Consider the following 18771-nt stretch of genomic DNA (forward strand, 5'->3'; position numbering starts at 1 on the left):
AAAATAGCTTGTTTACTCATCCCCTCTAACTCGTCAACAATAGCTAAAGCATCGTGATAACGTCCTGCTAAAATACTATTTCTGAGGTCTATTAATTCCTGTGTCATATTGATTACCTCAATTTGGAAATTTACTAATCTCAAAAAAGAAAAATTAAGAGTTTTGCAGCATTTTTAGAATATGTTTCGCTAAATTATTGTTAATTTCTCGATGTCTAGGAATTGGTTATGAAACTTTTGTGAGAGGATTTTGATACCAATCGTGATTACCACTATGTCTGATAAAAATACAACCAATTTCTTCTAATTCTTTAATTAAATCTCTTCTTTTCACAATAATTCTAACTCGGCAATTTTTCTAATGGCAGGAATATTATTACTAGAAAATTCCTGATACAAGTCCAATAAATTTTCCTGGAGTTCTTCTAAGGAATTTCCTTGAGTCCAATAGTCAGGATATTCTTCTAAGTACCCGATAAACATATCCTCGTCTTGCCAATAAATATATTTTTTTTTAGTGATTGTTTCCATGATCATCTCAACCTATAAGTAAAGGCTTGATCTAATTATATCAGATTTTTTCAAAAATTAAATATCAGCTTGATTGGCAGGGAATAACTAATTGGTAATCACTTTTTTATCCAGACGTTCAGCAAGCCACAATTTAATAATAGAATCAGAAGTCACACCTAAACGTTTTGCTTCCTGTTCTAAAGCTTCTATCATCCAAACAGGAAAATCAATATTAACTCTTTTTTGTGTATACCCTGGATGATGTACTTGAGATAAGTCTAAAAACTCAGTAATATCTTCACCACTGTCAAACTTAGTATCAAATTCTTCAGCTTTCATAAATATTGACCTCTTCAGTACGAGAACGACGAACAGAAATAATTCTTATTTTATCACTACGATAGGTAATGACTGCTGACCAATGTTTATCAGCTATCTTGCCAATCACTAAAAATCTGGGTTCATCGGTTGTGTTTGCCGTTACTTCTACTAGATGCGTATCTCTCCAAAGTTTTTGTGCTTCAATAAAGTCAATGTTATGTTTAGTTTTATTTGTTGCACTTTTGTTTGCATCAAATTCAAATTCCATCATTATTTTTGCATCTTTCTCAATTAAGTTTTGCCTTAATTTTCACTTTTGCTAGTCCTTTACAACAGTAATTTACTAATTTGAATGCCCCAATTGCTTTAATAAATCATTGCGATTATTGATATAAAGTTCATCATCTGGTTGAATACTAATTGCCTTGTCATAACATTTTAATGCTTCTCTGTATTCTTGTAACTCCTCTAAGGCAACACCCCGATTATGCCAAGCTTCATGATAGTCAGGTTTAATAGCAATAGCCTTATCGTAAGATGCGATCGCTTCTTCGTATTTTTCTAATTCTGCTAGGGAAACACCACGATTATACCAAGCATCATGATCGTCAGGTTTAATAGCAATAGCTTTATCGTAACATGAAATAGATTTTTCATACCCTTCTAATTCATGTAGTGCTGAACCCATGCAATCCCAAGCTTCATAGTAGTCATTTAGGAATTTGATCGTGATTTTGTCCTAATTTATATAATATTTGTGCTTCTTGTTCAAATAAACGGATAATTTCTGGGTCAATAATTGTTGGGTGCAGCTTTTTAACCACACAAATCGGTTTAGGAGTCACGGGAATATCTAAATCTTCTGCAAGGTAAGTTTCCCCAAACCCACCTGCACCTAATTTTTTAATAATCCTGTAACGTTGACGGAGAATATTACCAATCATAGAAAGATATTTTTATAACCCTGGTTATTAAATTCTAGCATCAAGAGCAATAAACTTTTACAGGATTACTAAAACCTTAGATGTGTAGGGGTTTAGCAGTGCTAAACCCCTACCGATAAAATCAGCTTGACTCAATTATTAATATGGCCAAGTCCAATCACGGATTTCTGGCATATCTTCGCCGTGTTTCTCGATATAATGCTTATGTTCAATCAAGATATCTTGTAATCTTTGCTTCACATAAGCAGCTTTAGAACCTAATTTTGGTACACGATCTATGACATCCATAACTAAATGGAATCTATCAAGATCATTCATCACCACCATATCAAAAGGTGTGGTTGTTGTTCCTTCTTCTTTGTAACCACGAACATGAAGATTTTTGTGGTTTGTATGACGATAGGTGAGACGATGAATTAACCAAGGATAACCATGAAAAGCAAAGATAATTGGTTTATCAGTTGTGAAAATTGTATCAAAATCTTTGCTGCTTAAACCGTGGGGATGTTCACTTTGTGGTTGTAGTTTCATCAAATTAACTACATTCACTACCCGCACTTTTAAATCTGGGAAGTTTTGGCGCAAAATATCTACTGCTGCTAAGGTTTCTAAAGTAGGAATATCCCCAGCACAAGCCATAACTACATCAGGTTCACCATCTAAATCACTGCTCGCCCATTCCCAAATACCTAAACCTTTGGTACAGTGTTTAATGGCTGCATCCATGTCTAAATATTGTAATGCTGGTTGTTTTCCAGCGACAATAACATTGACATAATGACGACTTCTTAAACAGTGGTCGGTGACAGATAACAAAGTGTTAGCATCAGGTGGCAAATAGACGCGAACAATTTCGGCTTTTTTGTTAATTACGTGGTCAATAAAACCCGGATCTTGGTGAGAAAAACCGTTGTGGTCTTGTCGCCAAACGTGGGAAGTGAGCAGATAATTTAATGATGCAATTGGTCTTCTCCAGGGAATTTCCAGAGTTGTTTTTAACCATTTAGCGTGTTGGTTAAACATGGAGTCAATGATATGAATAAATGCTTCATAACAAGAGAAGAAACCATGACGACCTGTAAGCAGATATCCTTCTAACCATCCTTGACAATTGGTTTCACTCAGCATTTCCATGACTCGACCATTTGGTGATAAATGGTCATCTTCGGGAAGAGTTTCGGCAACCCAGGTACGGTCTGTGACTTCTAATACAGGATCTAGGCGGTTGGATGCAGTTTCATCGGGTCCAAAAACGCGGAAGTTGCGACTTTCCTCGTTCAGTTTCATGATATCCCGCAGAAACTTACCACTAACTTTAGTAGCTTCAGCGTTAACAGTACCTGGTTCAGGTACTTCTACAGCATAGTTGCAAAAATCAGGCATGATTAAATCACGCAGCAACATACCGCCGTTAGTATGGGGGTTGTCTCCCATGCGACGCTGACCTTTAGGTGCGAGTTCTGCAAGTTCGGGAAGAAGCGTACCGTTTGCGTCAAAGAGTTCTTCGGGTTTGTAACTCTGCATCCAGTCTTCGAGGAGTTGCAGATGTTCTGGATTACCAACTACATTACCAAAGGGGACTTGATGCGATCGCCAATAATCTTCTGTTTTCTTTCCGTCTACTTCTTTGGGTCCCGTCCAACCTTTAGGAGTCCGTAATACAATCATCGGCCATTGCGGGCGTTCTTTGAAACCATGTACCCGCGCTTCTCTTTGGATACCTTGAATTTCTTGAATGATTGTATCTAAAGTTGCCGCCATTTTTTGGTGAACTTCCGCAGGATCAGACCCTTCCACAAAGTAAGGTTTATAACCATAGCCGATAAATAGGCTTTCTAGTTCATCATGGGGTATGCGTGCTAAAACTGTAGGATTGGCGATTTTATACCCATTCAAATGTAAGATTGGTAGAACTGCACCATCAGTAACGGGGTTGAGGAATTTGTTAGAATGCCAACTGGTAGCTAATGCGCCAGTTTCTGCTTCCCCGTCACCAACAACCGCAGCAACGATTAAATCAGGGTTGTCAAAAACCGCACCAAAGGCGTGTACTAAAGCATAACCGAGTTCTCCCCCTTCGTGAATAGAACCTGGTGTTTCTGGGGCGACGTGGCTGGGAATACCACCAGGGAAGGAGAATTGTTTGAACAGTTTTTGCATTCCTCCAGCATCTTGGGTGATGTTGGGGTAATACTCGCTATATGTTCCTTCTAAGTAGGTATTAGCGACAAGTCCGGGTCCACCGTGTCCGGGTCCTGCGATGTAAATTGTGCTGAGGTCGTATTTTTTAATGACGCGGTTGAGGTGTACGTAAATGAAGTTAAGTCCGGGGGTAGTTCCCCAATGTCCTAATAGTCTGGGTTTGACGTGTTCTTGTTTGAGTGGTTCTCTCAGTAGGGGGTTGTCGAGGAGGTATATTTGTCCGACTGAAAGATAGTTGGCTGCACGCCAATAAGCGTTGATTTTCTGTAGTTCTGTGTCTGTTAAGGGTTTTATTTGTGGAGTGCTGGCTAATGTCATCTGGAACTCCGGTAAGAGGTATTTACACCAATGTCAGTGTAATGGTTTGCTATTTCTGTGTCATCTTACCTATGATTAGTTTTTCTGGGGGGAAGTTACATATTTTTTTTATCTGACGCAAAGGCGCTGTGTTTATTAGGCTTTTGCGTAGCCTGTCGTAATTATCTACGAGTTTTTATCTTAACTTATTGACTTTTATTCCTAAAAGCTCTAAATTTATTTATGGAAATAGTTGAAATTAATTTGCAAAAATACTGGGAATTATTCTTAATGAAAAGTCAGAAAGTGAGTGTGAGCAAAAAAGGCTTATTATTGGGTGCTAGTGGGACATTTGCAGCCCTAACAGGTTTATTTGTCAGCACCTTGGGGGGAATGCAAGCCACAGTGGCTAACCCCAATCTGAATCAACCAGCACCACGCTTACTTGCCCAAAAACTCAAAACTTTAACAATAGTTTTTCCTAGTCGTTCTGATTCTACAGATTTGCAAACTAAAGCCAATGCTGTAGGTAGCTTTTTGTCCAAAGAATTGGGAATTCCTGTCAAAGCCCAGATCGGCGATGATACAGCAGCAGTGGAAGCATTGAGAGCAAATCGCGCTGATGTGGCTTTCTTGAGTAGTCGTCCCGCTTTGAAAGCTGAACAATTGGCAAATGCTCGTATGTACTTAGCTGAAGTTCGTGCCAATTATTCTGGTAGATTTACTTACGACTCCATATTTGTTGTCCCCGCAAACAGCCAACTGAAAAGCAAGACTACCCCAAAGGGAACTTTGGAACAACTGCGGGGTAAAAAAATGGCCTTTACTTCTCCTACATCCGGTTCTGGGTTTATTTTCCCCGTGGGTGAGTTGGTGAAGCAGGGTTTTGTACCTAATAAAGACCGCATGGATGGTTTCTTTGGTCAAATTACCTACGGTGGTAATTACAGCAAAGCTTTAGATGCGGTAGTTCGCGGTCAAGCAGATGTGGCTGTTGTATCAGAATATGCTCTGTTCCCTCCCTATATCTCCGCTGAAGACAGAAGTAAGTTAAGGGTTCTGCATAAAATTTCTGGTGTTCCTGCTCATGGTATTGCTATTGATGATGATGTTCCAGTAGTAATGCGGGAAAAAATTATTAACGCTCTCCTGAAGTTAAACAAGCCAGAAAATAACGCCATGTTCAAGAGCTTGTATAATTCTACAGAATTGGTCAGAGTTGATCACAATCGTCACCTCAGACCTGTCCGCGAAGCATTGAAAAATGTAGGTATGGAACCATAATTAAGAAGGGGTAAAGCGCAATGCTCAACCCCTACAATAATTACTCCCCACGTCAAATTACCAATTACTAATTAACTGATACCAGCGTGAAACTGATTGAATGTCATAATCTAGAGACAGCTTATACTGCATCTTTAAAGCGTCCCATCCTCAATGATATTAATCTTGATATACATCAAGGTGAGTTTGTGGTGTTACTGGGACTCAATGGTGCTGGTAAGTCTACATTGTTGCGATCGCTGGTAGGGTTAGTACCATTGGTACAGGGAGAAATTCACATTAATAACCTACAAATGACCCCCCAAACATTGCCGAAAATTCGCCGAGAAATTGCCATGTTATTTCAAGGTGGTGGACTAATTCGCCAATTATCAGCAATTGAAAATGTTTTGTGTGGTCGTTTGGGTGTGAGAACAACTGCACAAACTTTGTTTGGTTTTCTTAAACGCGATCGCATTCTAGCCCAAGAATTATTAGAACAATTGGGTTTAAAAGATAAAACATATCAAAAAACCAGTCAACTAAGCGGTGGACAACAACAAAGAGTAGCGATCGCTCGTGCTTTAATTCAATCCCCACAAATACTGTTAGCAGATGAACCTATTACCGGTTTAGATGTAGTTGCATCCCAACAAGTGATGGAAACTTTATCTCAACTCAATACCCAGCAAGGCTTAACTATTATTGCAGTTTTACATGATTTAGGCATAGCCGCAGCATACGCTCACCGAGCTATAGTTTTAGATGCGGGACGTATTATTTATGATGGAAATTGTGATCATCTACAAGAAAAATTTGCCCAGGTTTTAAGTTATTAAAAATATAGCCTTGGACAGGGTGGTTATACCATTTCTTTATGAGGCTGCGCTTAATTTTGTAACCTTATCTTTTTCTTCTCTGTGTCCTCTGCGTCTCTGCGGTTCGTTCCTTTTTAAATTTGGCGCATCTTTATACAGAATCGGTATTAGGACATCAATTGATAATGGAACTCCCACTACAAGAGGATTTTAATCCTGACTCCTGACTCCTGACGAAAACCTTATGAAAAAATCTGTTAAACCACAATTACTACATAATTACTCTTGGTTAATTAATCTAGCCATTCTATTCTTAATAATAGGAGTTTATATTTGGGCTTTACAAGGCTTACAAGTTGATTTTAATCTACTAAAAGATAGCTGGCCTTATATAATTGATTTTATTGTCAGGTTATTTCCCCCAGATTGGAAAGTTGTAGATATAGCAATTAAAGCATTAATTGAAACTGTGCAAATGTCACTGTGGGGAACTTCTATTGGTGCTATTCTCTCGCTACCAATTGCGATCGCTAGTGCTAATAATATTGCTCCCCTCTGGTTACGCTGGTTAGCAAATTTACTGCAAAACGCTGTTCGTTCCGTTCCCTCCATTATCCTGGGTTTAATCTTTGTTGCCGCTACAGGCTTAGGCGCACCCGCAGGAACTTTAGCATTATCAATCTATACTATTGGCTACCTTGCTAAATTTTATCAACAAGCAATTGAAGACGTAGATTCTCGTTCTTTAGAATCTTTACAAGTTGTTGGTGCATCGAGAATTCAAATAGCCCAATATGGAATATTACCCCAAGTATTACCCTTGGGATTAGGTTATACTTTTTGGATGTTTGAGTACAATATCCGTGCAGCTTCTGTACTTGGTGTAGTTGGTGCAGGTGGAATTGGTTTTCAGTTAAAAAGTTATATAGATGGTTTTGAGTATAATAAAGCCACAACTATGATGTTGGTGCTTTTGGTGGTGGTGACGGTAATTGATATTTTTAGTAGCAAATTACGTCGTTATTTGGATTCAATGTAGAGTTATCTTTAATTCTTTAATATTTTTGTGGTGGGACTACAAGTTTCTGTGTCATCTTACCTATGAGAAAAAAGAAATAAACAAAAATCAGAAAATTATCGTGGAGGTGTTCAGAGGGAACTCTTAACGGGCAACTCTTAACAGAAAAAACTCATGTTTAAAAACATGAGATTGAAATAATGACACTGTTTTTTTCGTGCTACGCATCTTGTAAAACATCTCTTTTTTGACTGAAGCTCTAAACTCAGAACTAAAGTTTCTTATCTGTTCCCTGTTCCCTTTTTTTTGTAATGAAAATTCAGTATTTGATACTGGGAAAAATGAGGATATCTATCATTTCACCTACCAACAAGCCTGAACAAGCAACTACTGTTAAAATCCAAAAAGAATCTGTTTTATTAAATCCAGCAAAACGCATTTCTAAATCAGCTAATAATGTAGTTGTTAACGGGATCAGAAATAAATTGAATAAAATTGACCAAATGGCTATTAAAGTAATTGATACACTTAAAACTAAGACAACAACTAAGGCTTGAGAACCAAATACTAACAGAATTTCTAACCAAGAGTTACTTTTTCTGACTATAGCGATAGTGATAGCCGTTACAAAAGCTCCCACCAACCAAGCAATCTGATGAGCCGCAAGATACCATCCCAAAAGATTGTAAGCTAACCACAGTAATATCAGAGCCGTTACAGGAAGCCTGTTTAAAAAAACCAAATTCATGTTTCCTAGTTCTATAATAATATTAGATCAATTTAATTTATCAAGATGTTATTTGTCTACTTCAGATTGAGAGAAAAATTTTGAAATTATTCCTCTATCTTCAGAGCTATTTTAACCCTTTACCATCATTGTGGTATTAATTTGTAATTTGGAAAATTTCCTCCTTCAGATATACATTCAAATATTCGCAAGCAAACCCATCGACAGAGATGGCTGAAGTTTTATTTTGTTAAACCTATAATTAGGGCTTGATCAATGATCTAATTTTCATAAATTGCTGAAAAAAGCAAAAGCATTATATTCTATAGAGAAGGTAAATAATATGTATGTTGAAGAAATATTACAGCATAAAGTAGCAGTCAATCAAAAACTTCATCGTTTAACACAAGCTGAAAGTAAACAGGAATACTCACAACAACAAGAAGGATTGAATATCTCTGATTTAGCAATAGCGTTAAGTCCATTCAGTTTTGTGTTAATTTGGGCATTTTTTTTGTTTATTTTCCACAAAATTCGCACTCATGCAGACAATAAAATAGCTTTTAGCATCAATGGATTACATCAAGTTCCTTGTAAAAATTGTCAATTTTTTTCTAACAACCATTATTTGAAATGTGCTGTAAAACCCGATATAGTTCTCACAGAAGCAGCTATAAATTGTTCTGAATACTGCCCTAAAAAAGCCAAATTACCCCGAAATAAATTATTTAGCTAACAAAATATAGCAATGCAAATAAATTACTAAAATCTATATAGGAATCCGGTTGGATTTCTGAATTTACCTTTCTGTCTGCTTACCATCTTGTAAAACATTTTGCAACATAGGTGCAAGTTCTTTATTTAACCGACCAGACCGGACAAATTCAGCATAAGTATCGGCTTCAATGGCTAGTAATTCTGATCGAAATTGTTCAGCACAGAAGTCTCTCAGATTGGGGTAATCATCTTGTAGTTTAGCAGTTTTTTCTTGTAAATCATTAATTTCACCTTTAATTAATGTCTCTTGGTAACGATAAAATTCTGGGTCAATTCCCGGACGTTGATCTGCTTGAAGATGTCGCAAAACTCTCTCTAAAGCTATGTTACGAGCAACTAATTCTAAGTATTGCTCACGTAAGCCAGAATCACCTAACAAATTTAATTTTTGTAATAAAGGTTTGATAGTTAATCCCTGTACCAGTAAGGTAAATAAAACCACACCAAAAACTGTAGCAATGATTTTGTCTCGTTCTGGTATAATTGTCGGTACACTTAAAGCCAAAGCAATAGAAACAGAACCACGTAAACCACCCCACCACAGAATAGTTTGCTCAGGTAAAGAAATTTCTGTTTTAGTGATGTTAGTGCTAACTAAGCTGAGAATGTAAAGAGCCAATCCTCGCATCACAATCATAGCTATCACTGTGATCAAGATGATTTGTATATTTTCGCCCAAACTAGCAAAACGAATTTGATCACCAATTAACAAAAAGACAATTGAATTGACAAAGAAAGCCAGAAATTCCCAAAATTCGGAAACAATAATCCGCGTCCGGGGATTCATGCCAATCCGAGAACCAAAGTTACCTAAAATCAAGCCTACAGTGACAACTCCAATTACTCCAGAACCGCCCAAGTCTTCAATAATTAAGTAAGTCCCGTAAGCGGAAACTAAAGTTAAAGATTGTTCCACCATTGGCAAATCGAAGCGTTGGGTCAGGTAGGAAATACCAAAACCAATTAAACTACCAACGGCTACACCAATACCGACTACTGTACAAAATTCAATTAAAATTGGTTGAAATCCCAATTCGGCATTTCCGAGAGGTAGAGCTACCAAAAAACCAAAAGCCACCACTGCCATGCCATCATTAAATAGGCTTTCCCCTTCCATGAGGGTAACAAGACGTTTACCTACTCCTAGTTCCCGAAATAATGCCGTTACAGAAACTGGATCAGTAGCAGATAGACTAGCACCAATTAATAAAGCTGTAGTTAGAGAAAGTCCAGCTAGTTGGTTAAGACCAATAGCTACACCTAGAATAGAAATTACTACCCCGAAGATTGCATATAAACAGATGGGTAAAAAATCCTTTTTTAGTTCTTTCCAGTGCAGATTCCAAGCCGCTTCAAATAACAGTGGTGGGAGGAAAATTAACAAAATCAAGCCAGGGGAAAGAGTGACAAGACGGACATTGGCGATCGCTAAACATAACCCAACAATTACTAATAGTAATGTGTAAGGTATTTGACGAAACCAACTAAATATTTGCGGTAATGTTGCTACACCTAATGATACTGAAAGCACCAAAAGAAACTGCTTGAGATTGTTGGCAATCAAATGTTCACCGATTTGTGATTCAATCATCATGAAAATTAGGGTAAAAAATCTGGTAAATTTCTCAACTCATTTTAATTTAACAATACTTATACCTAAGTAAGTCGGCTCGAAAAAACCAAGCAAGTACAAAAATGTAAAATCGCTGAAAGTCTCTTCCCTCTTCCCTCTTCCCTCTTCCCTCTTCCCTCTTGCCTTGCCATAACGACAATTTTCAACGCCTACCTACTTATTTATTCTGAACTTGATGATATTTTGCTATCAACTCCTTTACTTGAGCCGACACCAGTGGATGGGGATCTGTTTGCAAATGGGGGAGAATTTCTTGCAGCACTCGTTGGGAAACTACACTCAAGTAGGAAATTGTTGCCTCTCTAACAAAGCCTGTTGGATGGCGCAAATTTGCCAAAATTTCTGTAGTTGTGAGGCGAACATAAGCAGATTGAGCAAAATGAAAACAGCAAGCTAAACACCAATCAGAAAGCAAATTTCCCTGGGTAATGAGTTTACTGATACGCTGATTGATGGAAATATTTTCATATCGCCAAAACCCAGCATCCACAAGATACTTGAGCTTTTCTTGTTGTGGTCTTCGATCTAAAATATTCAGCAATAGAGTCTTACAAGGTAAATTTACAGTATGGTCTAAAATTTCTAACCCCCGCGCTAAATTGATCAAAGACTGAGATTGGAGATTAAAAGCTGCGGCCTGCATCTTTTCTGCTGGGTAAAGCAGTTTTAATAACAGCAATAACCGATCTCTGACATCCAATTCTAATTCTAGAAGTGAACGTTGTAGTAACTGAGCAATAGTTAATAATCGTTCATTTTCTTGATAATTTTCTAGTGACTCTAAATTTTGAAAGTCTATGTAAGCTGCATAAACCTCACCAAGAAGTCTTAATTCTTGCTCAATTAAAGCTTCCACCCGACTTTCATAAAATCGCTCTCCAACACTTATCTTTCCTGGTTGCTGGTTAATTTTCAGCAAGCTGCGGAGGATATAGTCTCTGGTAGTACCCCAAGATGTTTCTAAATGTAACCATAAAATTTCTATCGCTTCTACTGTACCGATTTGAGCAATGGTACGCCAAGCATACATTCGCACTACTTCTGGTTTATAAATATTTTTAGCTAGTTTCAATAACATGGGTATGGCTTCATTCTCCATGCTCACCAGACACTGCATGGCTGTAGTCCGAGTTGATTTGTAGTAGAGTGCAGCTAACAACGTTGGATAATATTCTTCCAAATGGGTAGCGGTAATCATTTCTAAGACAGCACAGCGTACCCGTAATGAGTCATCCTGCAATAAATTGGGGATGTGAACCCGCAAAGCCTGTAAATAGACGACTTCTCTCAGCGCCCTGACTCCGTCTACCCGTTCTCGTTCTTGTTTATGGGTTAACATCCGTCGCATGGTTTGCGTGGCTGCTGCTTGCTGCTGATGTGTTCCCTGACGTAACAGCAAAGCTGCTGCTGTAGCACGAATTAGTGAATGATGTAGTGGTTGTAGGTATTCTTCTAAGAGACTTAAATTAAGATTATCTTCCGCCAGCCAAACATAACGCATCGCCAGCGCAAACACTTCTGGATCAATAGTGGCTGGCGGCTGATCTAGTAAGCGACGAACTTCAGGCGCATACAGGGAATTTACACCTGACATGAGCATTAATTCTAAGCTTGATTTTTGCAAATCAGAAGGTAACTTCACTAACAAGGGCGCTAAAACTTGTCCCGCTCCTGGGAGATCGATTTGGGCTAAAAGTTCTAAGCAAGAGTGTTTATCGGTGCTAGTGCCTGTTTCTACTAAAGCTTTGACTATTCCCTGTTTGAAGGCACGGAGACCGACAGTAGTTGTACTTAATCCACCCCGTTCTGCACTCAAAACTAATACGTCAACATAGCGCGATCGCAATTCCCAGACGACTTTTAAACAGGTGGCTGCAACAATTACTGTTTCGCCAATTAATACCCACTTTTGCAGTGATTCCGGTACAAATTTATTACTGATATATACTGTGCCAAAAATGACAAATCCAGTTAAGCCGGAGGCGATCGCCTCGGCTGTACCACTTGATAACGCTTGCATCCGGCTGCGGATGCGTTCAGGAATAGGTTGATAAAGTGCCGGACCGCTACTAATTACGAAGGTATAGCGCAGCAGTTCATCACAAAATTTGAGACTGATTAAACCCCAGAAAAATCCCGGCTCTTCAATAGCTGGAAAGAGGTTCAAAACCGATATCGCTGCTGGTAATAAAAAGCCCACAGTCAATGGTAAAAGTGCGGCTGTGAAAAATACTCCCACTTTTTCAATCAAACGACTGGAAATAAACCACTGAGTAATTAATTCACATAAGCCGACAATGCCACCAAATATACCCAAAAAGCTGGCCAGTTGTTGTTCGCCTAAACTGGAATTGAGTTCGCGCAAATACTGAAAATCTATCAACAAGCCAATGACTTGCAATAGTGCAAAAAACGCGAACAATTGCCAAACATACCGTTTCAGTGGAGTCTCTAGGCGGCGATGTCGGGTAGCTTGTTCTTCCGTTAGCTGCCGTTGTGGCGTGTTGGGAAAAGCTGCGGGATATTTAAAAGTTAAATAAAATAAAATTCCTGATCCGCAAAAAACGACAACACAAGCGATCAGAATAACTGTATTCAGGGTGGCAAATTTTAGTAAAATTGGCAAACTAAAGCCACTAATGACATCGGCTACTAATATGCCACTACTCACTAATGGGTAAGTACGCTTAATCTCACGAATGTTGAATAGTTGATTAGCAACAATTGAGGTATTGAGGTCATTAACTACATAACAGGCATCTACCCAAAGCCGGAGCAGAAAGATAATAATTACTGCCAGGGTGGGAATATGTAAGCCCCAACGCAATAGTACCAGTAAGAATAAAGGTAAAATCATTCCCGGTGCGATCGCAACAATCACCGCACGGAAAGGGAAAACTTTTTGTAACCAAGAATATAAAACCACCAGTCCCGCACCTGTGGCTGCACTAGCGATATAAATCCAAGGTAGTTTGTCAGCACCATATTCATCTAAAAACAGGGCGACAGTGCTATCCTCAGCCCACCGTAATCCTATAGATACAATTGTGTAGAAGGCAAACATCATCCAAGTGCGTTCCACCTCCTCCGGTCGGAGATTTACCCACTTCAGTAGTCGTTTTAGAAAGCCTCTATCGCTAGTCAACCAGTAATTTTTCAATTCCATGCAGTTTTTTCTGGGGTGTGAAACAGGTGATCACAACACAACAGCTAAGTCATTAGGATAACAGTTACTGAATAGCAAAAGTCCCGAACAACTGAGTATTATCTTTCCCACTCAGGAGTCAGGACTATCATTTTTTGATAAATTTACGTTCAGGGGATTGGGGATTAGGGATTGGGGATTGGTAATTCTTTCCCAATTTTTCCTCTTCCTAAACCCTAAAACCTCAACCCTATTACTTCTTACTTCTTAGGTGAAATTAGCATCATCATATTTCGCCCTTCTTTTTTGGGCGCTTGCTGTACCTCACCAAATGGTTCTAAGTCTGTAGCCATCCGCTTTAGTAAAGTCTCTGCTAAGTCACTGTGCTGGATTTCTCGACCCCGGAACATCACCGTAGCTTTGACTTTATCACCATCTTTGAGGAAGCGTTCTGCTTGCTTGACCCGCACATTATAGTCATGCTCTTCAATCTTATAACGCATCTTCACTTCCTTCACGTCAGCTGTGTGCTGTTTCTTCCGGGCTTCCCGCGCTTTTTTCTCCTGCTCAAATTTATATTTCCCGTAGTCCATGATTCGACATACTGGTGGGTCAGCTTTGTCACTCAGTAGCACTAAGTCTAGCTCTTTTTCTTCTGCTAGTTGTAGTGCTTCCTGTGGTGGCATAATTCCCAGTTGGGCACCATCATTGTCAATGACCCGAATTTTCGGGAAGCGAATCCGTTCATTAATTTGGGGCAGATCGCGAGTTCTTTTTTTCTCAATCACAGGCATTATGATTTTTGGGAGCTCTTTAGTTAAGGATTTGGCTTGGTCTTAGTTTACTTAGTTTTGTTTGGTATGCCCCTAGAGGCAAAATACGGGAATGACTCAAAACTGAAAAATGAGTCTTTCTCTTTAAGGATAGCTAATCCATACAATAGTTGTTTAGTCTGTTGTATTTGCTATTTTACTAACTTTGATCAGATTTCCCTACAATAGTTAATCTAAATTACACAAACTTGGCTAAACTTAATTATTATTATAATTATACCTTAAATTAACTCTCTATTCCCATCAGCAATTACTAACATAGTAGAGTAGTTTTTCCCAGGAATTGAGTTGGAGGCGGATGTGTTAACTGGCTTGTCTTGGCAGCAGCGAGTGGGTAATCAAAGAGATTGGGTTTGGAGAGGTTGGCAAATCCGCTATACCTACATCCGTCCTGATCATAATTGCCAAAATGCACCACCTTTAATCTTACTACATGGCTTTGGTGCTTCCATTGGTCATTGGCGACATAATTTAGAAGTTTTAGGCAAATCTCATACAGTATATGCTTTAGATATGATTGGCTTTGGCGCTTCCGAAAAAGCCTCAGCTAATTACAGCGTTGCACTCTGGGTAGAGCAGGTTTATCAATTTTGGCAGGAATTTATCCGTCAACCAGTCATATTAGTAGGTAATTCCATAGGTTCTTTAATCAGCTTAGTTGCTGCTGCTGCCCATCCTGATATGGTACAGGGTATAGTGATGATGAGTTTGCCTGATCCTAACTTGGAACAAGAAGCTCTCCCCGCTTTTCTGCATCCAGTAGTTAGAGGAATTAAAAGTATTATCGCTTCGCCTCTACTCCTCAAACCTCTTTTTAAACTGGTACGGAAACCAAGTGTCTTACGAAGCTGGGTTAGTCTTGCTTATGCTAACCCCAACGCTATCACCGAAGAACTCATAGATATTTTAGCCGGACCTCCCCAAGACAGAGGTTCTACCCGTGCTTTTATTGCCCTCTTCAAAGCTTCAATTGGTACAGATTTTAGTCCTAGTGTCAAGAAAATATTGCCAAACTTAACAATTCCCATGTTGTTAATTTGGGGACAAAAAGATCGATTTGTTCCCCCAGTCCTGGCCAGTGAATTTGCCCGGTATAACGAGAAATTAGAAATCCTCTATCTCGAAGACGTGGGTCACTGTCCCCATGATGAATGTCCAGAACTCTTAAACCAGGTAATTTTAGATTGGATACAGGGAAACAGGTGACTTGTGACTGGGAAGAATACCCAATTACCCATTACCCATTACCCAATTACCCATTACCCATTACCCAACCGTAACTTGATTAGTATCAACAGATGTAGCGCCAGGTACAGAACCAGCCACAGAAATCATCTTGTTGAGAATATTCTGAGTGGAAACTCTGCCTTTTAATACCACAGTGCTACCTGTTTGAGCAACCCAGAGGGTATCAACATCATCAAGTTGGGGATCTTGATCAAATGCCAATGTTACTCGTTTGGCTAAACCGCTTTGGTCATATTCTCCGTTTAATCCCAGACGTTCTGGAGGGATTGTTTGAGTAGCGGTAGCCCCTGCTTGTTGTGCTACTTGAGGAGTTGGATTTACTTGTGCATTTTCTGGTTTTTCCAGTCCAAACAGTCTTTTTAACCAACTCATAAACAATTTTCTCCTATTCTAAATATCTCTGAAATTAGTATAAAGGCTGGAAAAAAAATTAACATCTATCTCTGAAAAGAGATGTAGTCACATATTCCTACTTTACGCAAGTGTCACACCAAAAATCTGTTGTAGGGTGCGTCAGATATCAACAATCTGTTTATTTGCGGGATTTATGCAGTCGGATGCACCCTACAAATGTTCCAGTTGCGTAAGTCCTGTTCTTTTTTGCAACAGTCACAAATGTAATTAAATCCATTTATCACAAGATATTTCTACTTAAGTAAAATCACGGTTTTCTCTATCAATGAATTATATTATGTTCATAAATGTATTTAAAAAAAGTTTCATCAGAAATAGTAGGGATTTAGCATTGCTCATTGGTGTCAACTTAACGTAAAACCCTTAATAAATAAGGAGGAGGAAAAGAGCGATAGCGCGGAATGCACTGCTATAGGCGATGGTATTCCACCCACCAAAGGTGATCGCTACGGAGGGCTTCGCTATCGCTAGATTTAAGAGTGATGTGCCTAGCTCACCGTAGGAATCACATTTGAAGCGAAAAAGAGGATAATAAAATCATAAAAAATACTCACAGAGTCTAAAATTATGACTCAAACAAGAAAAAGAAAAAATGGGAATCCAGATTTACGTTGTAAGCAGCAAACACTATCACCATCACTACCACAAATAGAAGAAGAATTAACAAAATATCTACAACCAAGTCTATTTACACCATTAAAATATTTACCAGGAAACAATGATAAACCGATGAGAGATAGATTGCTAAACTTACCAGTAATGGTAGCACTAATTCTCAGTTTAGTTTATCGGCAAATAGCTGGATTAGCAGAAGCAGTAAGAGTATTAAAAGAAGAAGGATTATTATGGGTAGAACCAATAGAAGTTAGTAAACAAGCAGTATCAAAAAGATTAATGAATATGCCGGCGGAGATTTTTGTACAATTGTTAAATCAAGTTGTAGAAAAAATTGCCAAGACTGAATCAAAAATAGTTTTAGAAAAGAAATTTGTAGAAAAAATTGCCAAGACTGAATCAAAAATAGTTTTAGAAAAGAAATGGGAGCAGATACAAAAAAAATTAACACCATATGGATAGCAGATGGTTCAAGCCTAGAGCAGCTAAGAAAAAGATTAAAAATCAGCGAAGATAATTCATCAAAATTAGGTGGAAAAATCATGATGATTGTCGAAGCTTTTACTTTAATTTTTTACGCAGTGCTAAATCAATTAGTTTCAGACGTAGCAGTTGCTTTAGGTCAGCCAAAAGAAAAAATATCAGTAGAAATGGTTTTTAGAAGTCTATATTATGTAGCTAAATCCGTAGAAAGGGGTGAAAATCCCGATATCGTCACCTCTAAAGTCCAACGAGCCAAATTATTTGGTTTAGTCAAAGCTATCAGGAAATGACATCGAGAAACACAACAAATCAGAGAGCAAATTTGGGAGGCTGTACCGTTAAGTTGACACCAATGAGCATTGCTAAACACCTACGAAATAAATAGTTTTCATTCAATACATATTTAATATTTATTGTCAATATGAATAGTTAACCGCTGGTATGTCAAAATAAAAATGACTGACTATCACAAAGTAAGCGACTCACTCAAACAGCTAGATAAAGGATTGATCTGAGAAATGGCAGAAGAAAACAATCAACAACCAGCAGAAACCGAAAAACCTGCTGCTAAACCTGCGGCTAAAAAGGAAAAACCCCCTGCTGTGGAAGATAAGCCGTTTGAAGAGTTTATGCAGCAATATTACTTACCAGCTTTGCAAAAGGCGATCGCTCAAGAAGGAGTTCCCGATGTAGAATTGAATTTTGCCAAACAGAAATATACTATTACTGGTTTTAACTCAACTGAAGAATGTTGGCAAATTATCGGCAGCTGGCAAAATGGACAGAGACAGTTTAACGTCTATTTCCCCGATGCAGACATTCAAGGTAAAAAGGGATTCTCCTGTAACGAAGGTAAAAAACCCAGCACCCTAGAATCATTCCTGATTGATGAGCGCAAAATTACCCTTGATTTATTGGTATCTCGCCTAGTTTACCGTTTAAACGGCCAAAAATGGCTAGGTAGAAATTAATTATTGGTGATTTGGTAGTTGTCAAGAGTTATTTACAATTCGTTAAAATGGTAGGTAACGGCTCCAGTGATGGGGTCGTTGTCTATTCTTACATAACCGGATTTCATCATTTCTTTTAGCACCTTTTCCACTTCTGCAAAACCAGCACCAGTAGCCTTCACGCCTTGAGTTACAGTCAAACTACCACCCTTGCTTTCTGCGGCTTCTAGCAATTGAACCATTAATTGGTTGCCAGCAGGACGGTAAACACGGGAATTGACAACTGGTTGATTGAGAGGTAAGCCCAGAGGTGATAAACCTGCTTTTAGGCGGAGATTTTGTTCATATTCGTCCACCATACCCGGAATGAGCATTAAATCAACAAACTGCCCTATGTAAAATAACCCGAAAGTACAAAACCATAATAAACCAGTTCCTATTTTGCCATTGTATAAGCGGTGTAAGCCGCCAACGCCCAAAAAACCCGCAGCACACAGGATGTAAGAAGCAACAAGACGGTCTTTATTCGGATTGTTTTGTGTATTCATATTTTATTCTCACCTTTTGTGTT

The 18771-nt window shown here is 38.5% G+C and carries 19 protein-coding genes and 1 pseudogene; 7 read left to right on the top strand and 13 right to left on the bottom strand.

Annotated features, from left to right (window positions below; genetic code table 11):
- Positions 1–225: 225 nt before the first annotated feature.
- The 7 genes from VB694_RS25335 to VB694_RS17385 form a co-directional block, all read right to left on the bottom strand.
- Positions 226–333: a type II toxin-antitoxin system HicA family toxin gene (locus VB694_RS25335; protein ID WP_416233489.1), complete on the bottom strand. Its 108-nt coding sequence runs from the start codon at positions 331–333 to the stop codon at positions 226–228.
- Positions 330–530 carry a hypothetical protein gene (locus VB694_RS17360; RefSeq protein WP_323361585.1) on the bottom strand — a complete coding sequence of 67 codons (201 nt, stop codon included), beginning with the start codon at positions 528–530 and terminating at the stop codon, positions 330–332. Before VB694_RS17360 ends, VB694_RS25335 begins: the two co-directional genes overlap by 4 nt.
- A gap of 87 nt (positions 531–617) precedes the next feature.
- Positions 618–851 carry a type II toxin-antitoxin system BrnA family antitoxin gene (gene brnA / locus VB694_RS17365; RefSeq protein WP_323361586.1) on the bottom strand — a complete coding sequence of 78 codons (234 nt, stop codon included), beginning with the start codon at positions 849–851 and terminating at the stop codon, positions 618–620.
- Positions 841–1104: a BrnT family toxin gene (locus tag VB694_RS17370; protein ID WP_028091317.1), complete on the bottom strand. Its 264-nt coding sequence runs from the start codon at positions 1102–1104 to the stop codon at positions 841–843. The genes brnA and VB694_RS17370 overlap by 11 nt, the downstream gene beginning before the upstream one ends.
- 72 nt (positions 1105–1176) lie before the next feature.
- Positions 1177–1521: a tetratricopeptide repeat protein gene (locus VB694_RS17375; RefSeq protein ID WP_323361587.1), complete on the bottom strand. Its 345-nt coding sequence runs from the start codon at positions 1519–1521 to the stop codon at positions 1177–1179.
- Positions 1522–1543: 22 nt separating this feature from the next.
- Positions 1544–1777: a hypothetical protein gene (locus VB694_RS17380; protein WP_323361588.1), complete on the bottom strand. Its 234-nt coding sequence runs from the start codon at positions 1775–1777 to the stop codon at positions 1544–1546.
- A 138-nt stretch (positions 1778–1915) separates the two neighbouring features.
- Positions 1916–4297, bottom strand: coding sequence for a phosphoketolase family protein (locus VB694_RS17385; protein ID WP_323361589.1), 2382 nt, complete (start codon positions 4295–4297; stop codon positions 1916–1918).
- Positions 4298–4582: 285 nt separating this feature from the next.
- Here VB694_RS17385 and VB694_RS17390 point away from each other — a divergent pair, with 285 nt between their 5' ends.
- From VB694_RS17390 to phnE, 3 genes are all read left to right on the top strand, one after another.
- The gene (locus VB694_RS17390; RefSeq protein ID WP_323361655.1) at positions 4583–5560 is read left to right on the top strand and encodes a phosphate/phosphite/phosphonate ABC transporter substrate-binding protein; all 978 of its coding nucleotides are present in this window, start codon (positions 4583–4585) and stop codon (positions 5558–5560) included.
- A gap of 86 nt (positions 5561–5646) precedes the next feature.
- Positions 5647–6378, top strand: coding sequence for a phosphonate ABC transporter ATP-binding protein (locus VB694_RS17395; protein ID WP_323361590.1), 732 nt, complete (start codon positions 5647–5649; stop codon positions 6376–6378).
- 223 nt (positions 6379–6601) lie between these two features.
- Positions 6602–7396, top strand: coding sequence for a phosphonate ABC transporter, permease protein PhnE (gene phnE / locus VB694_RS17400; protein WP_323361591.1), 795 nt, complete (start codon positions 6602–6604; stop codon positions 7394–7396).
- Positions 7397–7694: 298 nt separating this feature from the next.
- Here the strand turns inward: phnE and VB694_RS17405 are convergent, their stop codons facing one another.
- Complete coding sequence (locus VB694_RS17405) at positions 7695–8123, bottom strand: hypothetical protein (RefSeq protein ID WP_323361592.1); 429 nt, start codon at positions 8121–8123, stop codon at positions 7695–7697.
- A 322-nt stretch (positions 8124–8445) separates the two neighbouring features.
- Here VB694_RS17405 and VB694_RS17410 point away from each other — a divergent pair, with 322 nt between their 5' ends.
- The gene (locus tag VB694_RS17410; RefSeq protein WP_323361593.1) at positions 8446–8838 is read left to right on the top strand and encodes a hypothetical protein; all 393 of its coding nucleotides are present in this window, start codon (positions 8446–8448) and stop codon (positions 8836–8838) included.
- Positions 8839–8901: 63 nt separating this feature from the next.
- Here VB694_RS17410 and VB694_RS17415 read toward each other — a convergent pair whose 3' ends face one another.
- The 3 genes from VB694_RS17415 to infC all read right to left on the bottom strand — a co-directional run bounded on the left by VB694_RS17415 (position 8902) and on the right by infC (position 14451).
- A complete protein-coding gene (locus tag VB694_RS17415) occupies positions 8902–10473 on the bottom strand; it encodes a sodium:proton antiporter (RefSeq protein WP_323361594.1) in 1572 nt (523 codons plus the stop codon).
- A 196-nt stretch (positions 10474–10669) separates the two neighbouring features.
- The gene (locus VB694_RS17420) at positions 10670–13678 is read right to left on the bottom strand and encodes an MFS transporter (RefSeq protein WP_323361595.1); all 3009 of its coding nucleotides are present in this window, start codon (positions 13676–13678) and stop codon (positions 10670–10672) included.
- Between the two features lie 239 nt (positions 13679–13917).
- Positions 13918–14451, bottom strand: a complete 534-nt coding sequence (gene infC / locus VB694_RS17425) for a translation initiation factor IF-3 (RefSeq protein WP_323361596.1) — start codon at positions 14449–14451, stop codon at positions 13918–13920.
- A 339-nt stretch (positions 14452–14790) separates the two neighbouring features.
- Here infC and VB694_RS17430 point away from each other — a divergent pair, with 339 nt between their 5' ends.
- Positions 14791–15696 carry an alpha/beta fold hydrolase gene (locus tag VB694_RS17430; protein WP_323361597.1) on the top strand — a complete coding sequence of 302 codons (906 nt, stop codon included), beginning with the start codon at positions 14791–14793 and terminating at the stop codon, positions 15694–15696.
- 60 nt (positions 15697–15756) lie between these two features.
- Here the strand turns inward: VB694_RS17430 and VB694_RS17435 are convergent, their stop codons facing one another.
- A complete protein-coding gene (locus VB694_RS17435; RefSeq protein WP_323361598.1) occupies positions 15757–16110 on the bottom strand; it encodes a BON domain-containing protein in 354 nt (117 codons plus the stop codon).
- Between the two features lie 609 nt (positions 16111–16719).
- Between VB694_RS17435 and VB694_RS25340 the strand changes: the two are divergent.
- Together VB694_RS25340 and VB694_RS17450 are read left to right on the top strand one after the other, a co-directional pair.
- Positions 16720–17540, top strand: a pseudogene (locus VB694_RS25340) (hypothetical protein).
- 228 nt (positions 17541–17768) lie between these two features.
- Positions 17769–18221 (top strand): DUF2996 domain-containing protein, encoded by a 453-nt coding sequence (locus tag VB694_RS17450; RefSeq protein ID WP_323361601.1) that lies wholly within the window; start codon positions 17769–17771, stop codon positions 18219–18221.
- A 32-nt stretch (positions 18222–18253) separates the two neighbouring features.
- Here VB694_RS17450 and VB694_RS17455 read toward each other — a convergent pair whose 3' ends face one another.
- Positions 18254–18748 carry a TM2 domain-containing protein gene (locus VB694_RS17455; RefSeq protein ID WP_323361602.1) on the bottom strand — a complete coding sequence of 165 codons (495 nt, stop codon included), beginning with the start codon at positions 18746–18748 and terminating at the stop codon, positions 18254–18256.
- Positions 18749–18771 lie beyond the last annotated feature (23 nt).

The organism is Anabaena sp. UHCC 0451 (assembly GCF_034931405.1).
Taxonomy (GTDB): Bacteria; Cyanobacteriota; Cyanobacteriia; order Cyanobacteriales; family Nostocaceae; genus RDYJ01.